Genomic DNA, 17,974 nt, shown 5'->3' with positions numbered 1-17,974 from the left:
GGTTGTGACAGGAAACCTTGGGCAAAGACCCTAATTGTCAGCTGGGGAAATGTTTGTTGGTGTTCCAGCCTTCGCATTGCGCGCGGTGGCGCAGAAGGTGATCGGCAAGTACGATGGCCGCCATGGCTTCGCCAACCGGAACGCCGCGAATGCCAACACACGGGTCATGGCGACCCTTGGTGACGACATCAACTTCCTTGCCATAGATGTCGATGCTTTTGCGCGGGGTCAGGATCGAACTGGTCGGTTTGACCGCAAAACGCACGACGATGTCCTGCCCGGATGAGATCCCGCCCAGAATTCCGCCTGCGTGGTTGGAGCCGAAAACCGGTTTGCCATCATTGCCAAGGCGCATTTCATCGGCATTTTCAATGCCGGTCAGTTCGGCAGCTTCGAAACCGTTGCCGATTTCAACACCCTTGACCGCGTTGATCGTCATCATCGCCTTGGCCAGATCGGCATCAAGCTTGTCATAAACCGGATCACCAAGTCCGACCGGAACGCCGGAACAAACGACTTCGATCACCGCGCCGACCGATGATCCGTCCTTGCGCAGGCCATCAAGATATTCTTCGAATACCGGAACGGCTTCGGGATCGGGACAGAAGAACGGGTTGTTATCAACTTCGTTCCAGTTCCAGTTGTCGCGATTGATTTCCTTGGTACCCATTTTGACCAATGCAGCGCGGATCTGGATATCATCGCCAAGTACCTTGCGTGCAATCGCACCGGCAGCAACACGCATCGCCGTTTCGCGAGCCGAAGAACGGCCGCCGCCACGATAATCACGCGTGCCGTATTTTTCCCAATAGGTGTAATCGGCATGGCCCGGGCGGAACTGGTTTTTGATTTCGCCGTAATCCTTGGAGCGCTGATCAACGTTCTCAATCAGAAGCCCGATCGGGGTTCCGGTGGTTTTGCCTTCGAACACACCCGAAAGGATTTTGACCTGATCAGGTTCGCGACGCTGTGTGGTAAAGCGCGACTGACCGGGTTTGCGTTTTTCAAGGAATTCCTGAATGTCGGCTTCGGAAAGTTCCAGAAGGGGGGGCACACCATCAACGACACAGCCAATTGCCGGGCCGTGGCTTTCGCCAAAGGTGGTGAACCGAAAAAGAGTTCCAAAACTGTTGCCAGCCATATCCGAATTCCAGAATGCAAGGGTCAGAGACAAATCGGGCCGCCCGATCTTTAAAGGATTTTGGGCGGCCCGGAAATAAGCGTTTTTGCTGATCAGCCTTTAACAACCGAGATGTCAGGCGCATCAACCTGTTTCATGCCGACCGTGTGATAACCACAATCGACATGGTGGGTTTCGCCGGTAACACCGGTCGACAGATCAGACAGGAAGTACAGGCCGGACCCGCCAACATCATCAAGGGTGACGTTGCGACGCATCGGCGAATTGTATTCATTCCATTTCAGGATATAGCGGAAATCGCCAATACCCGAAGCCGCAAGGGTCTTCATCGGGCCGGCCGAAATCGCATTCACACGAATGCCATCCGGACCCAGGTCATTGGCAAGATATTTTACGCTGGCTTCAAGGGCCGCCTTGGCAACGCCCATGACGTTGTAATGCGGCATGACTTTTTCTGCCCCGTAATAGGACAGGGTCAGAAGCGACCCACCCGCAGACATCAGTTTTTCGGCACGCTGGGCAACAGCAGTGAACGAATAAACCGAGATATTCATCGACATGGCGAAGTTTTCAGGCGAGGTGTCGACATAGCGACCACGCAATTCGTTCTTGTCGGAATAGCCGATGGCGTGGACGACGAAGTCCAGCTTGCCCCATTTTTCCTTGAGCGTGTCAAAAACAGCGTCAATGCTGGCCGCGTCCGACACGTCACATGGCAAGACAATGTCGCTGCCGACAGATTCAGCAAGCGGACGAACACGTTTTTCGAGGGCCTCACCCTGGAAGGTAAAAGCAATTTCGGCACCGGCGGCGGCGGCGGCACGTGCAATGCCCCAAGCGATGGATTTATCGTTGGCGACGCCCATAATCAGGCCACGCTTACCGGCCATCAGGCCCGAAATGTTTTCGGTGGACAGGCTCATTTTTCCTCTCGTTCCCACGATCTCTCTCTGGCAGGTGGAGGCATTCAATCAAAGCCGCGACCGGCACAGGAGGCATTAGACATTCGGCGCATCCTACACAAAGCTGGCTCAAGGTCAATCTGGCCTGTCCTAACGTGTGCGGGCACGCTATCTTGTTGATCACGTGCAGTATAACCGGAAAATGCGTAGGGATAAGCGTTTAATGGTCGAAATTCAGAAAATGATCGCGGATCGGACCGCATTCTGGCGCTACGCCGCCATGCGTTTTGTCCATGACAAATCGGTGCAGCGCGCAGCGGGCCTGTCTTACACGACGCTTCTGGCAATGGTTCCGTTTCTTGCCGTGGCGCTGACGGTTCTTTCGGCATTTCCGGTTTTTGATCAGTTCAAAGATCAGATCATGGACGTTGTTCTGAATAACTTTCTGCCTGAAACCGGCGAACAGGTCAGCGGGTATCTGGGAAGCTTCCTTCAGAATACCGGTCAGATGACCGCTGTTGGTACCATTGTGCTTGGCCTGACGGCAGTGATGTTGCTGGGCGCGATCGAAGGGGCGATGAATGACGTCTTCCGCGTGACCAGCCCGCGCAAATTGCTGTCGCGGCTTGTGGTTTTCTGGACCTTGCTGACGGTCGGGCCGATGCTGTTGGGGCTTAGCCTGTCACTGGCGTCCTATATCTTTGCCATGCGCCATCTGGTCGGTGGCGAGGCACTGGGCCAGCAGATCGGCCAACTGACCTTTATTGCGCCGTTCTTTTTGTCGGCAGCGGCCTTTTCACTGCTGTTTATCGGCATGCCAAACCGTTCTGTGGAAATCCGCGACGGGGCTGTCGGGGGCATGGTTGCCGCCTTGCTGTTCGAGGCCCTTAAAAAGGGGTTCGGATTTTACGTCACCAACTTTCCGACCTATCAGACGATTTACGGGGCGGTGGCGGTGGTGCCGATTTTCCTGTTGTGGATGTATCTGACCTGGATCGTCATTTTGCTCGGCGCACAGGTGGCCGCCGCACAATCGGAATGGCGTGCAGCACGCGCAGCCGGACTGATCCCCGATCCGCGCGGGGCGGTGCCGGGACATATGGAACGGATTATTGCGGTCTTGCGTGTGCTGGAATATCTGCAACACCGTTTCCACGAAGCCGGTAAACCGCCGACCTATCGTCGCATGATGCGGGAATTGAAGCTTGGCGGGCGTGACCTTAACTGGGCGCTGGCCGCCCTGCGACGTGAAAAGCTGATTGACCGATCAGAAAGCCATCGCTGGCTGTTATCCGGGGATTTGTCGCGGATCAGCCTGATGCAATTGATGACACGGCTTGGGCTGTTTCTTGATTATGACCGGTTGTTGCTGGTGCAGACCGATGGTGGCTGGCCGGTGGTGATGCGCGAACGGCTGGTCGAGTTGGAAAAGAAACGCCAGTCTGTTCTTGATATCAGTGTTGGTGAGTTGCTTGATACTCCGCGACCCGAAGACAAGGTTCCCGAACCGGTCGAAGCCGACCCGCATCAACAAAAGTCCCGCGAAATCGACCAAAAGGACATGACCGATACCATCGGCTGATCTGGGGATCGCCCGGATTTGGGCGTTGGCCTTAGACAATGGTTTTGCGGGTAACTGTGCCTGAGGGTGTTGGGCCCGCATTCGGGATGTCCGCGATATCCGCAATCCTGGAATTTTGTTGATCGGAACGCAGAATATCCAAACCGGTTCGGGTATGGTTGTGCAGGATTTTATCCATGATGGCGGGGCACAGGGCATTGATCTGTGCCAACAGCCGTTCGGGCCAACCGATGCGCAGGTCGATCCGGTTGCGTTCAATGGCGTTGGCGATCCGGATTGCGACATCACGCGGGCGATCTTCGGATGTTGCGGTTTGCCGATGAAGCAGTCCGAGTTTCGCACTATTCATGCCTGTGTGAGTAGCGCGCGGTGCGATGTGGCATACCTTGATGCCATTGGCGGCAACTTCGCGGCGCAAGGCATCACTAAATCCCTTAAGCCCGGCCTTGGCTGCGACATATCCGCTTTGATGTGCCGGGGCGATAAGGCCGGCCATTGATCCGATATTGACGATCTGACCATGGCCGCGATTGCGCATGGCGGGCAAGACCGCCTGACACAAGCGCATCGGCACCAGCAGATCGAGTGTCAGCAACGCGTCGTAATTCTGATGTTCGGCAAGATCAAACGCGTTGATCGCCGCAAGATTGACAAGAATATCCGGGGTGTTTTCGCGCAGTGACTTACAAACCGTATCGATCTGTTCCATCAGATCACCCTGTTCGGCATGGTCATGGGTCGTAACAATTGCCCCACGTGATCGCAGAACCGCAGAAAGCGGACGACCAATACCGCCAGTTGCCCCGGTCAGAAAGACGCGTTTACCATCAACCCGCATGGCGATGCCCGATCGGTCGCGCCAGAGTCATAGACAAGGGAATAAACAGATGGGCAAAATCGTTCACGGTGGCTCCGCACAGGTTGCGTTGGATGCTTTTGCGTTGGGTGGTTCAGCGTACGGACACATTTTGTCCGATCGAGCTGACAGCAACCTGAAGGCAAGCCAACCGTGACGATTATGGTTATGCGTCCTGCGACGCGCCGTCGGGTTTTGGCGTTTGCGGCGGCGTTTGCGGGGAACTCATTTCGATCTTGATCGGGGCGTCGCCGCTGCGCAAATGCAGGTCGCGTTGCGGGAACGGGATTTCGATATCGTGTTCCTTGAAGGCATCCCAGACATTCAGCAGGATTTCACTGATGATGTTGCCCCGGCCATTTTGCGGATCATCGATCCAGAACCGGATTTCCAGATCAACCGAATTATCGCCAAACCCGCGCAAAAGGGTGTTGGGCCCCGGGTTTTCCAGAACGCGCTGGCACTTCGCGGCGGCTTCGTTGCACAGCTTGATTGCGAAATGCGGATCGCAGTTATAGGAAATGCCAACCGGAATTTTCAGACGCAGTTTGACGTCGGAATGGCTCCAGTTTTCCACCTGGGTGGTGATCAGGTCTTCGTTCGGGATCAGGAATTCGGTGCCGTCACGGGTGCGAACGGCGGTGTATCTGGCACCCAGCGACTGGATCCAGCCAAAAGTTTCGCCAATCGCAATGACATCACCGGGTTTTATCGACCGGTCCAGAAGCAGGATCACACCACTGATCAGGTTGGCAACAATCCGTTGCAGGCCAAGCCCGATCCCGACACCAACCGCACCGCCAAACACGGCAAGTGCGGTTAAATCGACCCCGATGGTCGACAACGCAAACAAGACCGCAACCGAAAGCAAAACAAGTTTCAGAAGCTTTGCCATCAGGACCTGAACCGACGGGGTCAGGCGGTGGACTTTCTGAATGCGCTGTTCAAACAGGCGTGATGCAAATGATGCAACCCAAAGCAATACCGCAAGTGACAGCACAGCCTTGATAATTCCGTAAACCGATACCCGGAATTCGCCGACCTGCATGGCCAGCCCGTCAAGGATTTCAATCGTCGGATCCAGCCATCCGACAATGTTCAATGCCGCCAGCCCCCAGGCAACCGCGGCAATGGTGCGCGACCATACCGGATCATTGACAATGGCAGCAGCCAGTCGAATGACGATCCAGGCATTCAGAAGACTTGCAATCAGTCGAATGACATTGTGACGATATCCGGCCTGAACCGCGATGGCATCAAGCAGCCAGACAAACACCACCAGCAACAAGGGAAAGGCCAGATCGGGCAGAACATTGGCGAACCGCCGAAAGCCGGCATATTGCAAAAACGGTTTCCATTTTTGCAGCCGCGCCAACAGCTTTTCCAGACGCGAACGCAACAGCAATGCCGGAATGATCACCGCGACACACGCGACAATCTGTATCAGGATCGGAATCAGCAACACATTGGCCGAAAGCCAGTTGATAGCCTGTTCAAGCCACTTTGCGTATTGGTCCGGATTAGTGAATTGTTCCATCATGCCCTGATTGCTGTTTGGTCTTTTGCCAACTGAATTGGGATCCAAAATCCTTTGATTCCATATGGTAACACGAAACCATATTTACAGTCAGATGATTGCGGTCCAGGGCCGGCGGTTGGTCAGGAACAAGAAAAAAGCCGGCAAATGCCGGCTTTTGAAATGATGTTCAGCGTGTCTTGTAGGGATGCTTTTCTGACCATTCCCGGATGAAATCGATCAGTTCATCGTCGCGTTCATCGGGAAGTTTCACCGTCAGATGCACATATTGATCACCGCGCTTGTTGCCGCGGTCATAGGGTGCACCCTTGCCGCGCAACCGCAATTTGGTGCCGCTATTGGCATTGGCGGGAAGCTTCATATTGACCTTGCCGTCAATGATCGGCACTTCGATCGAGCCGCCAAGAATGGCTTCGGACAGGCTGATTGCCAGATCACAATGAATGTCATTGCCTTCGCGACGGAATGTCTTGTCCGGATGGACATGCAGTTTGATCAATGCATCACCCGGTTCGCCGCCATTCATGCCGGCCATGCCCTGACCCTTGAGGCGCAAGGTCTGCTCATCCTCGCTTCCCGGCGGGATGCGGACTTCAAGACTTTTGCCACTGGCAAGATTGATGCGTTTGGTCGTTCCCAGAATGGCTTCGGCAAAATCAAGGCTCAGCTCATAGGAAATATTAGGGCCTTTAACTTTCTGGGGTTTGCGTTCCCCGCCAAAGCCGCCGAAACCGCCACCACCGCGACCGCGTCCCTTGCCGAATATCTCGTCAAAGATATCCTCGGCATTGGCACCGGAAAAGCCGAACGGATCACCATTGCCGCCACCAAAACCGCCGGAACGTCCGCCGCCACGTGCGAACGGGCTTGTTTCGCGGCCGTCGGCATCGATTTCGCCATTGTCGAACTTCTTGCGGCGTTCGGCGTCACCCAAAAGGTGATAAGCGCTTGATACCTTTTTGAAGCGTTCCTCGATTTTAGCGTCGCCGGGATTTACATCGGGATGGAGTTCGCGCGCCAGCTTGCGATAGGCTTTCTTGATTTCTTCCTGACTGGCGTTTTTTGAAACGCCAAGCGTCTTGTAGGGATCTTGCATGTCCAGACCGGTTGTAAAAACAAAAAGCACGTTGGTTCATTATTAGATCATGATCGGTGAAATATGAACCTTATTCGCGATCAGCAAGTCCTGTTTGCATATGTCTTTTCAGATGTCGGAATGCGAAAAGGCGACGCCAATCAGACTGATTGCGCCGCCTTGTTCGGTGTTTTGGCCAGACGGCCAGATATTGATCAGTTCACAACCTGCCAGCTGCCATCCGGTTTGCGGCAAGCGGTGCCATAGGCGGTTTCTTCCTGGCCGCCGATTATGACAGTCTGTTGATATTCGCGGCAATATTCCTGGGTCTTGGGTTCCTGATAGGTGCGGGTCGGGGTGACCGTGCCCTGAACACCGGTATCGGGGTTCTGCCAGGTGGAAGTCTGACCTGTCGGGGTCGCTTCAAGCGTCCGCTGCGTGCTTTGCGCCATGATGGCCCGGTCCGCGTTATCAAGCGAACGGCCGACCTCGCTACCGATGAAGGCACCGGCAAGCGTACCAAGTGCGACACCGACCAGCTGGCCTTTGCCTTTACCAAACTGCGATCCGGCAACCGCACCGCCAACAGCCCCAAGAAGGGTGCCAGCCGTCTGCTTCTGGCCCTGGTCTTGGGCACAGCCAGCGATAAAGGCGGTCATGACGACCGGAATTACGATATGACGGAATTTCATGTTTGTTTTGCCCATCTTGTCTTTACGGTCCCAACCGATATGCTTTGCGTATATATGTTAATCAAACGATGCGTCTGCCACCGATGTTCCGAATAAGTTGCGCAGAAAGGCAACTAACTCACTCAGCCGAAGGAATTCTTTTCCCAATGGACGAAAAAAATACGCCAAAATTTGGGCACGAACCCCATGAAGCGCCCTTTGAACAGTTTCAGTCATGGTTTGACGAGGCCAAATCTGCGGAAAAAGCCTATCCGGATGCCATGACGCTGGCGACTGCCGATGCGCAGGGGCGGCCATCAGCACGGATTGTCCTGCTTAAGGGATTTGATCCGCGCGGGTTCGTTTTCTATACCAACTATGAAAGCCGCAAGGGCAGTCAGCTTGCCGAAAACAGCTATGCCGCGCTGTGTTTCCACTGGAAGACACTTGAAAAATGCGTCCGCATCGAGGGCAAGGTATCGAAGGTTGATGGCGCTGAATCGGATGAATATTTCGCATCCCGCCCCCGCGGCAGTCAGCTTGGCGCCTGGGCATCGATCCAGTCGCGCCCGATGAGTGGCCGCTTTGATCTGGAAAAACGGGTGGCGGAATTCACCGCCAAATTCGGCCTTGGCAAAGTGCCGCGCCCGGATCACTGGGGCGGTTTCCGTCTTGTCCCGGATCGTATTGAATTCTGGTCCGAAGGAAAATTCCGTCTGCATGACCGCAAACTTTATACCCGTGATGCCAACGATGCGGGCTGGGACATCGACAAGCTGTTCCCATAAGCCAAGCTGTCTGTAACGGATAAAACAAAACGCACAAGGTCAGATGACGTTGTGCGTTTTTCTTTGGCAAGCTTGTGCGTCCCGTCTGGTCAGGCTTTGTCTTCGGGCGGGCAGAAGATTTCCTGTAAAATCACGATTACTTTCATGATGTCGGGATTGGCCAGCGAATAATAGATCGTTTGGGCTTCGCGACGGGTTTTCACCAGTCCTTCGCGGCGCAAACGTGCCAGATGCTGTGACAGGGCCGATTGTTTGATGCCCAGTTCGTTTTCCAGCGTGCCGACCGACTTTTCCTGATCCCCGAGTGAGCACAGGATCATCAGGCGCCACTCATTGCCAAGGGTTTTGAGAAATTCCGCTGCTTCGCGGACATTCTCCTGGAGTGCTTCATAATCCATTCGCCAGATGACCCATTCAAAGTTCTGTGTGTGTGTTCGTCCGATGTTGTGCTTTTGCGATTTTTAAAGGACGAAATTTTTGGTTCGATATTGAAACCGCCATCGTAATCACAACCATAGATGATACAATCATTTTATGTGTTAGACTTAATGAAAAACGGGATCGGGCGTTTGATATGTGTAACAATGGCAATCACATAGACCGAAGTTTGATCTTGAACAAAGAAATGCGCGGCCAAAAGCTGCAAACTTGACACAGACCTGAAAAAGGCCGGGCTCGGCTTTCGGGTCGCTCGGTTATCAAACTGACTGGCGGGAGTGTGTACTATGGCAATACGAACAATTCTGGCACCGGTGGCAGGGACTGCCATTGATGAACGGGTGATGGCAACGGCCTTTCGGATGGCCAAGCGATTTGACGCCCATCTTGAGGCGCTGTTCGTTGCCGCCGAACCGCAGGACGCCATCCCGATCGTTGGCGAAGGCATGTCGGGTCTGATCATCGAAGAAATGATCCGTGCTGCTGAAAACGAAACCGAAAAACGCGAAGTCAGCGGCAAGGTATCGTTTGAGGCCGCTGTTAAGGCATCGGGTGTCGAAACATCCGATACACCATCCCGGGAAACCAAGCCGACCTGCGCCTGGCGCAAGGATAGCGGTCGCGAAGATGAAACCGTTGCCCGCCGCGGGCGGCTGTTTGATCTTGTGGTGATCGGTCGGGATCCCAAGGAAGCATCGGCGTCGCTGACCTTCGATGCCGCGCTGATGGAAACCGGGCGTCCGATCTTGGTCGCGCCGGAAACAGCCCCGGCAACGGTTGGCGAAAAAGTCATGATCGCCTGGAATGGCGGGGTCGAAGCCGCACGTGCCGTGACTTCGGCCATGCCGCTTTTGCGCAGTGCCAAGGAAGTGACAATCGTCAGTATCGGCGACGTCCCGTATGGCCGGGCCTGTGGCAAAGCATTGGCCGAGCAGTTCCGCTGGCACGGAGTCGAAGCCAGGGTCGTTGACAATACCGAAACGTCAAATGTGGCTAATGCCTTGATTTCCGAGGCGGAAAAATGCGGTGCGGATACGATTGTTCTGGGCGCTTACAGCCATTCGCGCTTCAAGGAGATGATCCTTGGCGGTGTGACCCAGGATATGCTGGCGAAATGCACGTTGCCGCTTTGGATTATGCACTGACGCAACGGTCATCTTAACCATATGATTTCGCGGCGCTAACCGGCAGTTTCGCGTTCGAGAAGGAAGAAAGGCGCATCTTGATGCGCCTTTTTTTGTTGCACTCGCGAACAATTCGCGACAGGGTTACGGAAATCTTACAAAGACGAAACCCCGATAAACGAGGCGTTTCGCATTGAGGAAGAGAAACGTCTGGCAGGGGAATTCCCATGTTATCATTGCGCGATGTCATTGATTTCGCAGCCATGTCCGAGGATCTGGCACATGAACTCAACAACCCGAAGGTCGGTCTTCCCGATCTTGCCGCCGTTGTTGCGGGCAAGGCCGGTCTGGCTTCGGATATGTGTGGATGCGGTGCAGCGCCCTGTGCGGCAAATGATGTTGATCTCGACTAGTCCTGCCGGGATGTAAGCGTTGATCGAACCCCTTTGCGGGTGATCCTATTTCGAAAACAAATCAATCTGATTGCAATCCGGGCCGGATGTTGGGGGCCCGGTGTTTCTTCGTGCCAGGCCAGTATGTGGTCGGGCAACGGGCCCAGCATGTGACCAAGATCTTCAAAACCGATCATCGGGTCCAGCCACGGTGCGACATGATTGGGGCCGATAATAGCGGGCATTCGGTTATGAATATGGGAAATGGCGGGTGACGGTGCGCAGGTAATGATGGTGGCTTCGCGTCCATTTTCGAGTCCTGCGAACAGAAACGGCAGATGATCGGGCAGGGTGATCCGGTTTTTGTGTTTGGCCGTGCCATCCTTGCGCCATTCATACCAGCCCGTTGCCGGGATCAGACAGCGCCGTTCAAGCAGCGGGCGAAAGGTCGGCTTTTCCCGAAGGGTTTCGGCCCGCGCATTGATCATCGGACTGTTCAGGCCGGGCACGGTCAATCCCCAGGATCGTATTGCAACTTTTTGACCGGGCAGGATGACGGCAATCGGGTCTGTCGGGCGGCGTGTGCCCGTCAGCCCTTCAAACGCGGCATCAAGATCATCTGAAACGTCATCTCCGACCTCATCATTGGCATTGGCTGTGCGGTTTTCATCCTGCATTGCCATACGCCGGATATCTTCCATATTCAGCCCAAGCTGAACCTGAAAAGCCCGAATGTCGCTATTAAGATCAAATCGACTGCACATATCTTTTCACCGATGCCGTGGCCCGATCATAACGGCTATTGCATGTCATGCCAAACAGCGTGACGCGGCGAAATGTGCGATGTGCTGTTAAAAAATTGATCTTTTCCGGGCTTTTGCTTCAATGGTTTGCTGTGGCAATGCTATAAGAAGGCAATCACCCGTCAGGCCCGATCAGGGCCGGTCCGGTGAAGATGCCCCAGTCGCGAAGTGAGCAGAATAAATGACCAGTAGCGCCCCGAAAACAGTTGTCCTGACAGGTGCCAGCCGAGGCATCGGTCATGTCACGGTTGGATATTTTGCCCGGCGTGGCTGGCGCGTGATTTGCTGTTCACGTGAAGCGCCGCCGCCAAGCTGTCCGCGCGATCCGGCACAGGGGATCCACATTCGTGCCGACCTTTCCAAACCCGAAGATGTCGAATCCTTTATCGCACAGGCTAACGAAGTTCTGGGCGATGATCCGCTGCATGCGCTGGTCAATAATGCCGGGGTGTCACCAAAGACCCCCTATAAGGAACGATTAGGCTGCCTGAACGGGGATATCGGTGCCTGGCGCGATGTGTTCGAACTTAATTTCTTTACGCCGCTGACACTGGCGCGCGGTTTTGCCGCTGCTTTGCACCGTGGCAAGGGGGCGATTTGCAACATCACCTCGATCGCCGGGCATTATGTGCATCCGTTTGCCGGATCGGCCTATTCGACGTCAAAGGCGGCCCTGTCCGGGCTGACCCGTGAAATGGCGGTGGAATTTGCCGAACTGGGCGTGCGGGTCAATGCGGTGGCACCGGGCGAGATCAAGACCGACATGATTTCCCCGGAATATGAGGCACTGGTGCCGCGTATCCCGATGAACCGCATGGGAACCCCCGAAGACGTGGCCGCAGCAGTACATTATCTGGTCGGCGATGACAGCAGTTATGTCACGGGAACTGAAATCTTTGTCACTGGCGGTCAGCACCTTTATTAGGTGCTGACATGACGGTACGCGAAGACGGTCAAGTCATTCAGATCATGTCATAATGTCTGAACGGGGCGGAGTGCGACCCATTTGCGTTGGCTGTGTCAAACAGCGCGGGTAAGACGTGGTGCTTGTCGTCGGTGTCTAGGCAGACGGTTTGATATCGAATGCCGGATCGTAATCGACATTGCCCGTCGGGACGTCCTTGATCAGTGGCCGGGCCATGAAATATTCGTCGGGCACCCCGTCAAGCTTCAATCCGGGCAGGGGGGCAAAGCCAAACCGGCTGTAATAATTAGGTTCCCCCAATACCACACAGCCGCGTGCATCATTGGCACGCAGATGACGAATGCCGCTTTGGACAAGTTCGGAGCCGATTCCCATGCCTTGCCGGTCCGGGGTAACGGCCACCGGTCCCAAACCGTACCAATCGCAATGCACCCCGTTGATGCGAACAGGCGAAAAGGCAATGCAGCCGACCAGTTCGTCGTCTTCTTCGGCAATCAGTGAAAGTGTCAGATTGCCGCTTTTTCTGAGTGCATCAACAATCAGATGTTCGGTTTGTTGGCTATGAGGGGCCGTTTCAAAAGCACTGGCCAAAAGCGCATTAATTGCCGCGAAGTCTTTTTCGGTTTCTTCACGTATCAACATTTTCCGTCCCTGCCTGTGACGTTTGACCGGCTTCCTGCTGGTCTTCAGTCACGACTATAACGGGAAAATGTCTCAGGCCAACAGGCTTTTCAGCCAGTCGCGCTTTTGTTCAAGTCGTTTTACTTCCATTTCAAGCCAGCCGGTGAAATTTCCGACCTCGTTGGAATGCTCTTCGCGAAGGGCAAGAACACGGTCAAGATCAAGCTCGCAGACATCCTGAAGAATCTCGATCTGTTCGGCGCGGATATCGTCATCCAGAAGATGCAGAAAACGCATCTTGAGCGCCATGATCAGACGGGAAAGTTCGCCTGATGTATCACGCAGGTTGCCCTGCATCAGTTCGACGAATTTTTCATGGCCCGCTGTCGTCAGACTGAGCTGCACGTCGGAAAATGATCCGTTCGCGGTGTCTTCCTTGACCAGACCTTCAAGTTTCAGAAGCTGAAGCGAGCTTCCCATCATATCAAGCGACGGCCCCATGATATGGGACATGAAATGGCGCACGGAATTGGCCAGATCGGCATAGCTGATCGGTTTGTCCGAAAGGGCAAGGGTGCCAAGCGCGCAAAGTCGCAGACATTCTTTGGGAAGCAAGGTTCTATCCGAATACATGATGCGGTCCCTGTGTGATAACGGGCCCGACGTTAGCGCGAACGGTTCTTAATTGCAAGTTGGATTTTCCGTATCGAAACGGGCAACCCGTATGCAGACCTCAATATAGAACGCACGCGTGCGAAAGCAAATGTCGGACATCAATCACATAGCGGTACGGGCTGTCATTTTGACCGGATCACGAAAAAGGCCGGGGCAAATGCCACCGGCCTTTGTCATCTGGTCTGTCTGGTGTCTCAGGCAGCCTTGGAAATACCGAGCTGTCCCCAGACGGTCAGAAGCGAGTCGATCAAATGATCAATCAGCTCGTCATCATGAAGCGGGCCGGGGGTAAAGCGCAGGCGTTCGGTGCCGCGCGGCACGGTCGGGTAATTGATCGGCTGAACATAGATGTCATGTTCAAACAACAGGCGGTCGCTGGCTTCCTTGCACATGGCGGCATCGCCAACCATCAGCGGCACGATGTGGCTTGGCGCGTCCATGACCGGAAGGCCTGCTGCGCGCATCCGCTGACGCAGGGTTTCTGCACGTTCTTTCTGCGCCTGGCGTTCCGCATCGCTTTCCTTAAGATGACGGACAGAAGCAAGCGCACCTGCCGCAATGCTTGGCGGCTGGGAACTGGTAAAGATAAAGCCGTTGCCAAAGCTTCGCACGAAATCAACGATTTCGGGTTTGGCCGCGATATAGCCCCCAATCACGCCAAAGGCCTTGGCAAGTGTGCCCTGGATGATGTCGACACGGTCCATGACGCCATCGCGTTCGGCAACACCGCCGCCGCGCGGGCCATACATGCCAACCGCGTGGACTTCGTCCAGATATGAAATGGCGTTGTATTTTTCACAAAGATCAAGGATCTGGCCGATCGGGGCAATATCGCCATCCATCGAATAGACCGATTCAAATGCAACGATCTTGGCACGTTCGGGGCCGATATCCTTCAGGATCGCTTCAAGATTTTCGACATTGTTATGTTCCCAGATCCGGCGTTCGGCCTTGGAATGACGCATGCCTTCGATCATCGAATTGTGGTTTTGCGAATCCGAAATGATCACGCAATCAGGCAGCTTGGAGCCAAGTGTCGACAGCGTCGTCCAGTTCGCAACATAGCCCGACGTCATCAAAAGTGCGGCTTCCTTGCCATGCAAATCGGCAAGCTCCTGCTCAAGCGCGACATGAAGATGGTTGGAGCCGGAAATGTTTCGGGTACCGCCCGCACCGCCGCCCTGGCCGGTGATGGCATCCTGCATGGCGGCAAGCACCTTTGGGTGCTGTCCCATGCCGAGGTAATCGTTGGAACACCAAACAGTAATTTCACGCGGGGCGTCACCATTGCCCGGATGGTACAGGGCCTTGGGGAATTTGCCGACAATACGTTCAAGGTTGGCGAACACGCGATAGCGGCCTTCTGCTTTCAGGCCTGACAACGCGTCTTTGAAGAAGTTGTTATAATTCATCTTTGGTTCTTTCGCCTGTCTCTGTGTGACCAAGGTGGCTGGTCACAAAGCTCTGTCAGCGCCCCGACCTGATCATGGATCCGGACGATCCGTCTTTTGACCGGGGCTTGATTGTTCCCTTATCGGACATGGCAACCGATCGGGCATTGACCCTTGTCAAAAATTAAAGCGATTCCAGTTTTGTTTGGAACCGTCCGAGCAGAGAAGGTGTTTCGTCTCTCGTTTGTCGATCTTGCCCAAGAGGCGTCCCGTATCGTCAAATGCGGACGCGCCCCGTCTCAATACAGTTCCCAATTTGGGCCTATTGTCTTCATTTGGCAAGGATTTGAACGTATTTGGCCGCACAATTATATTGATTTTAGATATAGATAAAATCGATCAATTACCCGAGTGTGCTTGATGGGTTTCTATTTATCGCCGTGATGCCAAATTGTCACTTGCAGTCGTGGAACAAAAAATCCCGCGCAACCATACGTGTCGCGCGGGATTTGAATGTCATTCTGGCGGGATCAGTCCGCTTAACGGGTCGCGTGCCAGGCAGTCAGGCCGGCCTCGACCGCGTCAAACATTTCGTGGATCTGCTGTTCGGTGATGATCAGTGGCGGGCAGAAGGCAACGGTATCGCCCAAGGCACGCAGGATCACACCCTGTGCAAGGCAGGCCTCGGCCACCGCCTTGCCCGCCGCGCCATAGGGCTCGAACGGCGTTTTCGCGCATTTGTCCGCAACCAGCTCAAACGCGCCGATCAGGCCGCGCCCACGGGTTTCACCAACATGTTCGAACTTGTTCAGGTCTTTAAGCCGTTTCTGGAACGGTGACATGACCGTGCGCACATGTTCGATGATGCCGTCTTCTTCATAGATCCTGAGCGTTTCAAGCGCGACCGCTGCCGCCACCGGATGACCGGAATAGGTAAATCCGTGGCCGAATGTGCCGACCTCGTTCGAACCCTTTTTGACCGCCTGATAAATCTTGTCATTGATGAACAGGGCCGAAATCGGCTGATAGGCCGATGACAGCTGTTTGGCGACCGTGATCATGTCGGGTTTGAGGTTGAAGGTTTCAGTCGCGAACATGCGACCGGTACGGCCAAAGCCGCAGATCACTTCATCGGCAATGAACAGGATGTCGTATTTTTTCAGGACGTCCTGGATCTTTTCGAAATAGGTGCGCGGCGGCACGATGACACCACCGGCCCCCATGATCGGTTCGGCGATAAAGGCACCAACGGTTTCGGGGCCTTCGGCCTGGATAAGGTCTTCGAGTTGTTCGGCAAGGCGGGTTGCGAAATCTTCTTCCTCTTCGCCGGGCTGTGCTTCGCGCCAGTAATGCGGTGTTTCGGTGTGAAGAATCCGGTCAATCGGAAGATCAAACAGCTTGTGGTTGCCCGGAAGACCGGTCATCGACGCCGCGGCAACCGTGACACCGTGGTAACCTTTCTTGCGCGAGATGATCTTTTTCTTTTCGGGCTGGCCGATGGCGTTGTGATAGTACCAGACCATCTTGACCGCAGAATCCGTTGCCTCCGAGCCGCTATTGGCAAAGAAGACCTTGGACATCGGCACCGGGACGATTTCCAGAAGCTTCTCGGCCAGATCAATCGCCGGGTTGGTGCTTTTGGACGCAAAGGTGTGATAATAGGGCAGGGTGTTCAGCTGCTTGGTGGCGGCTTCGACCAGGCGCTTTTCGCTAAAACCGAGCGACGCACACCAAAGGCCAGCCATGCCTTCGATGATCTTGCGGCCGCTGTCATCGATGACATAAATGCCGTCGCCGCCGGTAATGATATGCGGGCCGGTTTTTTCATGCGTGACCAGATTGGTATAGGGATGCAGATAGCTTGCGACATCGCGGCTTGCATCCGAATTCCCCGGGACGGTCGGATTGACGTTGGTGGCGTCGATGGTCATTTCGAACCTCTTAATTCTTGATGTGGGACCCTGAAACCCGAAAGCTGTTCATCGCACTTTAAGCTTACCGGTGTGCGGCGCAACTCTTTCCTGATCAGACCGGTATGTTCGTGTTCGGTTCGGGTCACAAAACAACAAAACCGGTCAGATCGACTGACCGGTTTTGTGTGGTTTCTGTGTCAAACGTGATGATGGAGGATCAATGCGACATCAGAACCGGAACCGTCATGTGGCGCAGAAGATGCTGGGTCACACCGCCCATCATCAGTTCACGCAGGCGTGGGCGGCCATAGGCCCCGCAAATCAGCAGATCGATGCTTTCATCTGCCGCACGTGACAGCACCAGATCGCCAACACTGATACCCGATGCATTCATGGTTTCATGGCGCACCTTGATGCCGTGGCGTTCAAGGCGCGCGGTCACATTCACACCGGGTACCGGCATGGTATCGCGTGCACCCTTGTTCGGGTCGGCACACAGGATAAGCGCGGATTTCGCACCTTCGAGGATGGGCATGCTGTCATTCACGGCACGGACGGCCTCGCGATAGGGTTTCCAGGCCACCATCACACGTTCGCCGATCGTATCGAAACGCCCGACATAGGGCACGACCAGAACCGGTGCGCCCGATGTCAGAATGACCTTGTCGGGCATGTCCGATGCCGAACACGGATCGGAACTTTCAGGATCATGCTGACCCATGATCGTCAAATCATGGTGACGGGCATACATGGCAGCAGTATCGGCAATTTCAGATGCCGCACAGGCTGTCTGCTGCCAGCTAAAGGCAATACCGGCTTCCTTGCAGGTGTTTTCGAATTCCTTGCGCGCATCATTGGCGGTTTCGGCCATGGCTGCGCGCTGCTGGGAGATAATTTCCTCGGTGATCTGAACTTCCATGAAGCGCGGAATTTCGGCATAGGGCAAAAGAAACAGACCCGTAAGGTGGGCGTTCTGTGCCTTTGCAATTTTCAATGCGACCGAAAGACGTTCCTTGCACGCTGGCGAGGTGTCGATATGAACAAGAATATCCCGATACATTGGGCGATCTCCGTTGGGTGAAAGACGTGGCGCAGACCAGAACGGTGCCAAGCCCGACAGGCCATAACGTCATGCCAACC

Annotated in this window: 18 protein-coding genes; 5 read left to right on the top strand and 13 right to left on the bottom strand. The window is 54.7% G+C overall.

What is annotated here, in order from left to right:
• Positions 1-37 precede the first annotated feature (37 nt).
• Positions 38-1,141, bottom strand: a complete 1,104-nt coding sequence (gene aroC / locus AUQ42_RS06000; protein ID WP_068518184.1) for a chorismate synthase — start codon at positions 1,139-1,141, stop codon at positions 38-40.
• A 92-nt stretch (positions 1,142-1,233) separates the two neighbouring features.
• Positions 1,234-2,064 (bottom strand): enoyl-ACP reductase FabI, encoded by an 831-nt coding sequence (gene fabI, locus AUQ42_RS05995; protein WP_068518183.1) that lies wholly within the window; start codon positions 2,062-2,064, stop codon positions 1,234-1,236.
• Between the two features lie 202 nt (positions 2,065-2,266).
• Between fabI and AUQ42_RS05990 the strand changes: the two genes are divergently transcribed.
• Positions 2,267-3,625, top strand: a complete 1,359-nt coding sequence (locus AUQ42_RS05990; protein WP_068518182.1) for a YihY family inner membrane protein — start codon at positions 2,267-2,269, stop codon at positions 3,623-3,625.
• Between the two features lie 31 nt (positions 3,626-3,656).
• Here the strand turns inward: AUQ42_RS05990 and AUQ42_RS05985 are convergent, their stop codons facing one another.
• The 4 genes from AUQ42_RS05985 to AUQ42_RS05970 all read right to left on the bottom strand — a co-directional run bounded on the left by AUQ42_RS05985 (position 3,657) and on the right by AUQ42_RS05970 (position 7,785).
• The gene (locus AUQ42_RS05985) at positions 3,657-4,463 is read right to left on the bottom strand and encodes an SDR family NAD(P)-dependent oxidoreductase (RefSeq protein WP_068518181.1); all 807 of its coding nucleotides are present in this window, start codon (positions 4,461-4,463) and stop codon (positions 3,657-3,659) included.
• Between the two features lie 184 nt (positions 4,464-4,647).
• Entirely contained in the window at positions 4,648-6,021 is a 1,374-nt protein-coding gene (locus AUQ42_RS05980; protein WP_231856694.1) for a mechanosensitive ion channel family protein, read from the bottom strand.
• Between the two features lie 166 nt (positions 6,022-6,187).
• Complete coding sequence (locus AUQ42_RS05975; protein WP_068518290.1) at positions 6,188-7,114, bottom strand: DnaJ C-terminal domain-containing protein; 927 nt, start codon at positions 7,112-7,114, stop codon at positions 6,188-6,190.
• 194 nt (positions 7,115-7,308) lie between these two features.
• On the bottom strand, positions 7,309-7,785 hold the full coding sequence (locus AUQ42_RS05970; protein ID WP_068518289.1) for an RT0821/Lpp0805 family surface protein: 477 nt from the start codon (positions 7,783-7,785) through the stop codon (positions 7,309-7,311).
• Positions 7,786-7,931: 146 nt separating this feature from the next.
• Between AUQ42_RS05970 and pdxH the strand changes: the two genes are divergently transcribed.
• A complete protein-coding gene (gene pdxH / locus AUQ42_RS05965) occupies positions 7,932-8,552 on the top strand; it encodes a pyridoxamine 5'-phosphate oxidase (RefSeq protein WP_068518180.1) in 621 nt (206 codons plus the stop codon).
• Positions 8,553-8,641: 89 nt separating this feature from the next.
• On the opposite strand, the gene AUQ42_RS05960 is transcribed toward pdxH, so the two are convergent.
• Entirely contained in the window at positions 8,642-8,950 is a 309-nt protein-coding gene (locus tag AUQ42_RS05960; protein WP_068518179.1) for a helix-turn-helix transcriptional regulator, read from the bottom strand.
• Between the two features lie 327 nt (positions 8,951-9,277).
• On the opposite strand from AUQ42_RS05960, the gene AUQ42_RS05955 reads away from it, so the two are divergent.
• Positions 9,278-10,135, top strand: coding sequence for a universal stress protein (locus AUQ42_RS05955; RefSeq protein WP_068518178.1), 858 nt, complete (start codon positions 9,278-9,280; stop codon positions 10,133-10,135).
• 206 nt (positions 10,136-10,341) lie between these two features.
• Positions 10,342-10,527 carry a hypothetical protein gene (locus tag AUQ42_RS05950; RefSeq protein WP_068518177.1) on the top strand — a complete coding sequence of 62 codons (186 nt, stop codon included), beginning with the start codon at positions 10,342-10,344 and terminating at the stop codon, positions 10,525-10,527.
• Here the strand turns inward: AUQ42_RS05950 and AUQ42_RS05945 are convergent.
• Positions 10,524-11,270, bottom strand: coding sequence for an SOS response-associated peptidase (locus AUQ42_RS05945; RefSeq protein WP_082817755.1), 747 nt, complete (start codon positions 11,268-11,270; stop codon positions 10,524-10,526). The genes AUQ42_RS05950 and AUQ42_RS05945 overlap by 4 nt on opposite strands.
• A gap of 220 nt (positions 11,271-11,490) precedes the next feature.
• Between AUQ42_RS05945 and AUQ42_RS05940 the strand changes: the two genes are divergently transcribed.
• A complete protein-coding gene (locus AUQ42_RS05940; protein ID WP_068518176.1) occupies positions 11,491-12,234 on the top strand; it encodes an SDR family NAD(P)-dependent oxidoreductase in 744 nt (247 codons plus the stop codon).
• A 135-nt stretch (positions 12,235-12,369) separates the two neighbouring features.
• On the opposite strand, the gene AUQ42_RS05935 is transcribed toward AUQ42_RS05940, so the two are convergent.
• From AUQ42_RS05935 to AUQ42_RS05915, 5 genes are all read right to left on the bottom strand, one after another.
• Positions 12,370-12,876, bottom strand: a complete 507-nt coding sequence (locus AUQ42_RS05935; protein ID WP_068518175.1) for a GNAT family N-acetyltransferase — start codon at positions 12,874-12,876, stop codon at positions 12,370-12,372.
• Between the two features lie 72 nt (positions 12,877-12,948).
• A complete protein-coding gene (locus tag AUQ42_RS05930) occupies positions 12,949-13,488 on the bottom strand; it encodes a hypothetical protein (protein ID WP_068518174.1) in 540 nt (179 codons plus the stop codon).
• 236 nt (positions 13,489-13,724) lie between these two features.
• On the bottom strand, positions 13,725-14,942 hold the full coding sequence (gene hemA, locus AUQ42_RS05925; protein WP_068518173.1) for a 5-aminolevulinate synthase: 1,218 nt from the start codon (positions 14,940-14,942) through the stop codon (positions 13,725-13,727).
• A 518-nt stretch (positions 14,943-15,460) separates the two neighbouring features.
• The gene (locus AUQ42_RS05920; protein WP_068518172.1) at positions 15,461-16,852 is read right to left on the bottom strand and encodes an aspartate aminotransferase family protein; all 1,392 of its coding nucleotides are present in this window, start codon (positions 16,850-16,852) and stop codon (positions 15,461-15,463) included.
• A gap of 199 nt (positions 16,853-17,051) precedes the next feature.
• Positions 17,052-17,894, bottom strand: coding sequence for a universal stress protein (locus tag AUQ42_RS05915; RefSeq protein WP_068518171.1), 843 nt, complete (start codon positions 17,892-17,894; stop codon positions 17,052-17,054).
• Positions 17,895-17,974 lie beyond the last annotated feature (80 nt).

Origin of the sequence: Thalassospira sp. MCCC 1A02491 (genome assembly GCF_001613785.1) — a bacterium.
GTDB lineage: Bacteria > Pseudomonadota > Alphaproteobacteria > Rhodospirillales > Thalassospiraceae > Thalassospira > Thalassospira povalilytica.
The sequence above is the reverse complement of the archived record's forward strand: the minus strand, read 5'-3'. Positions and strand labels throughout refer to the sequence as shown.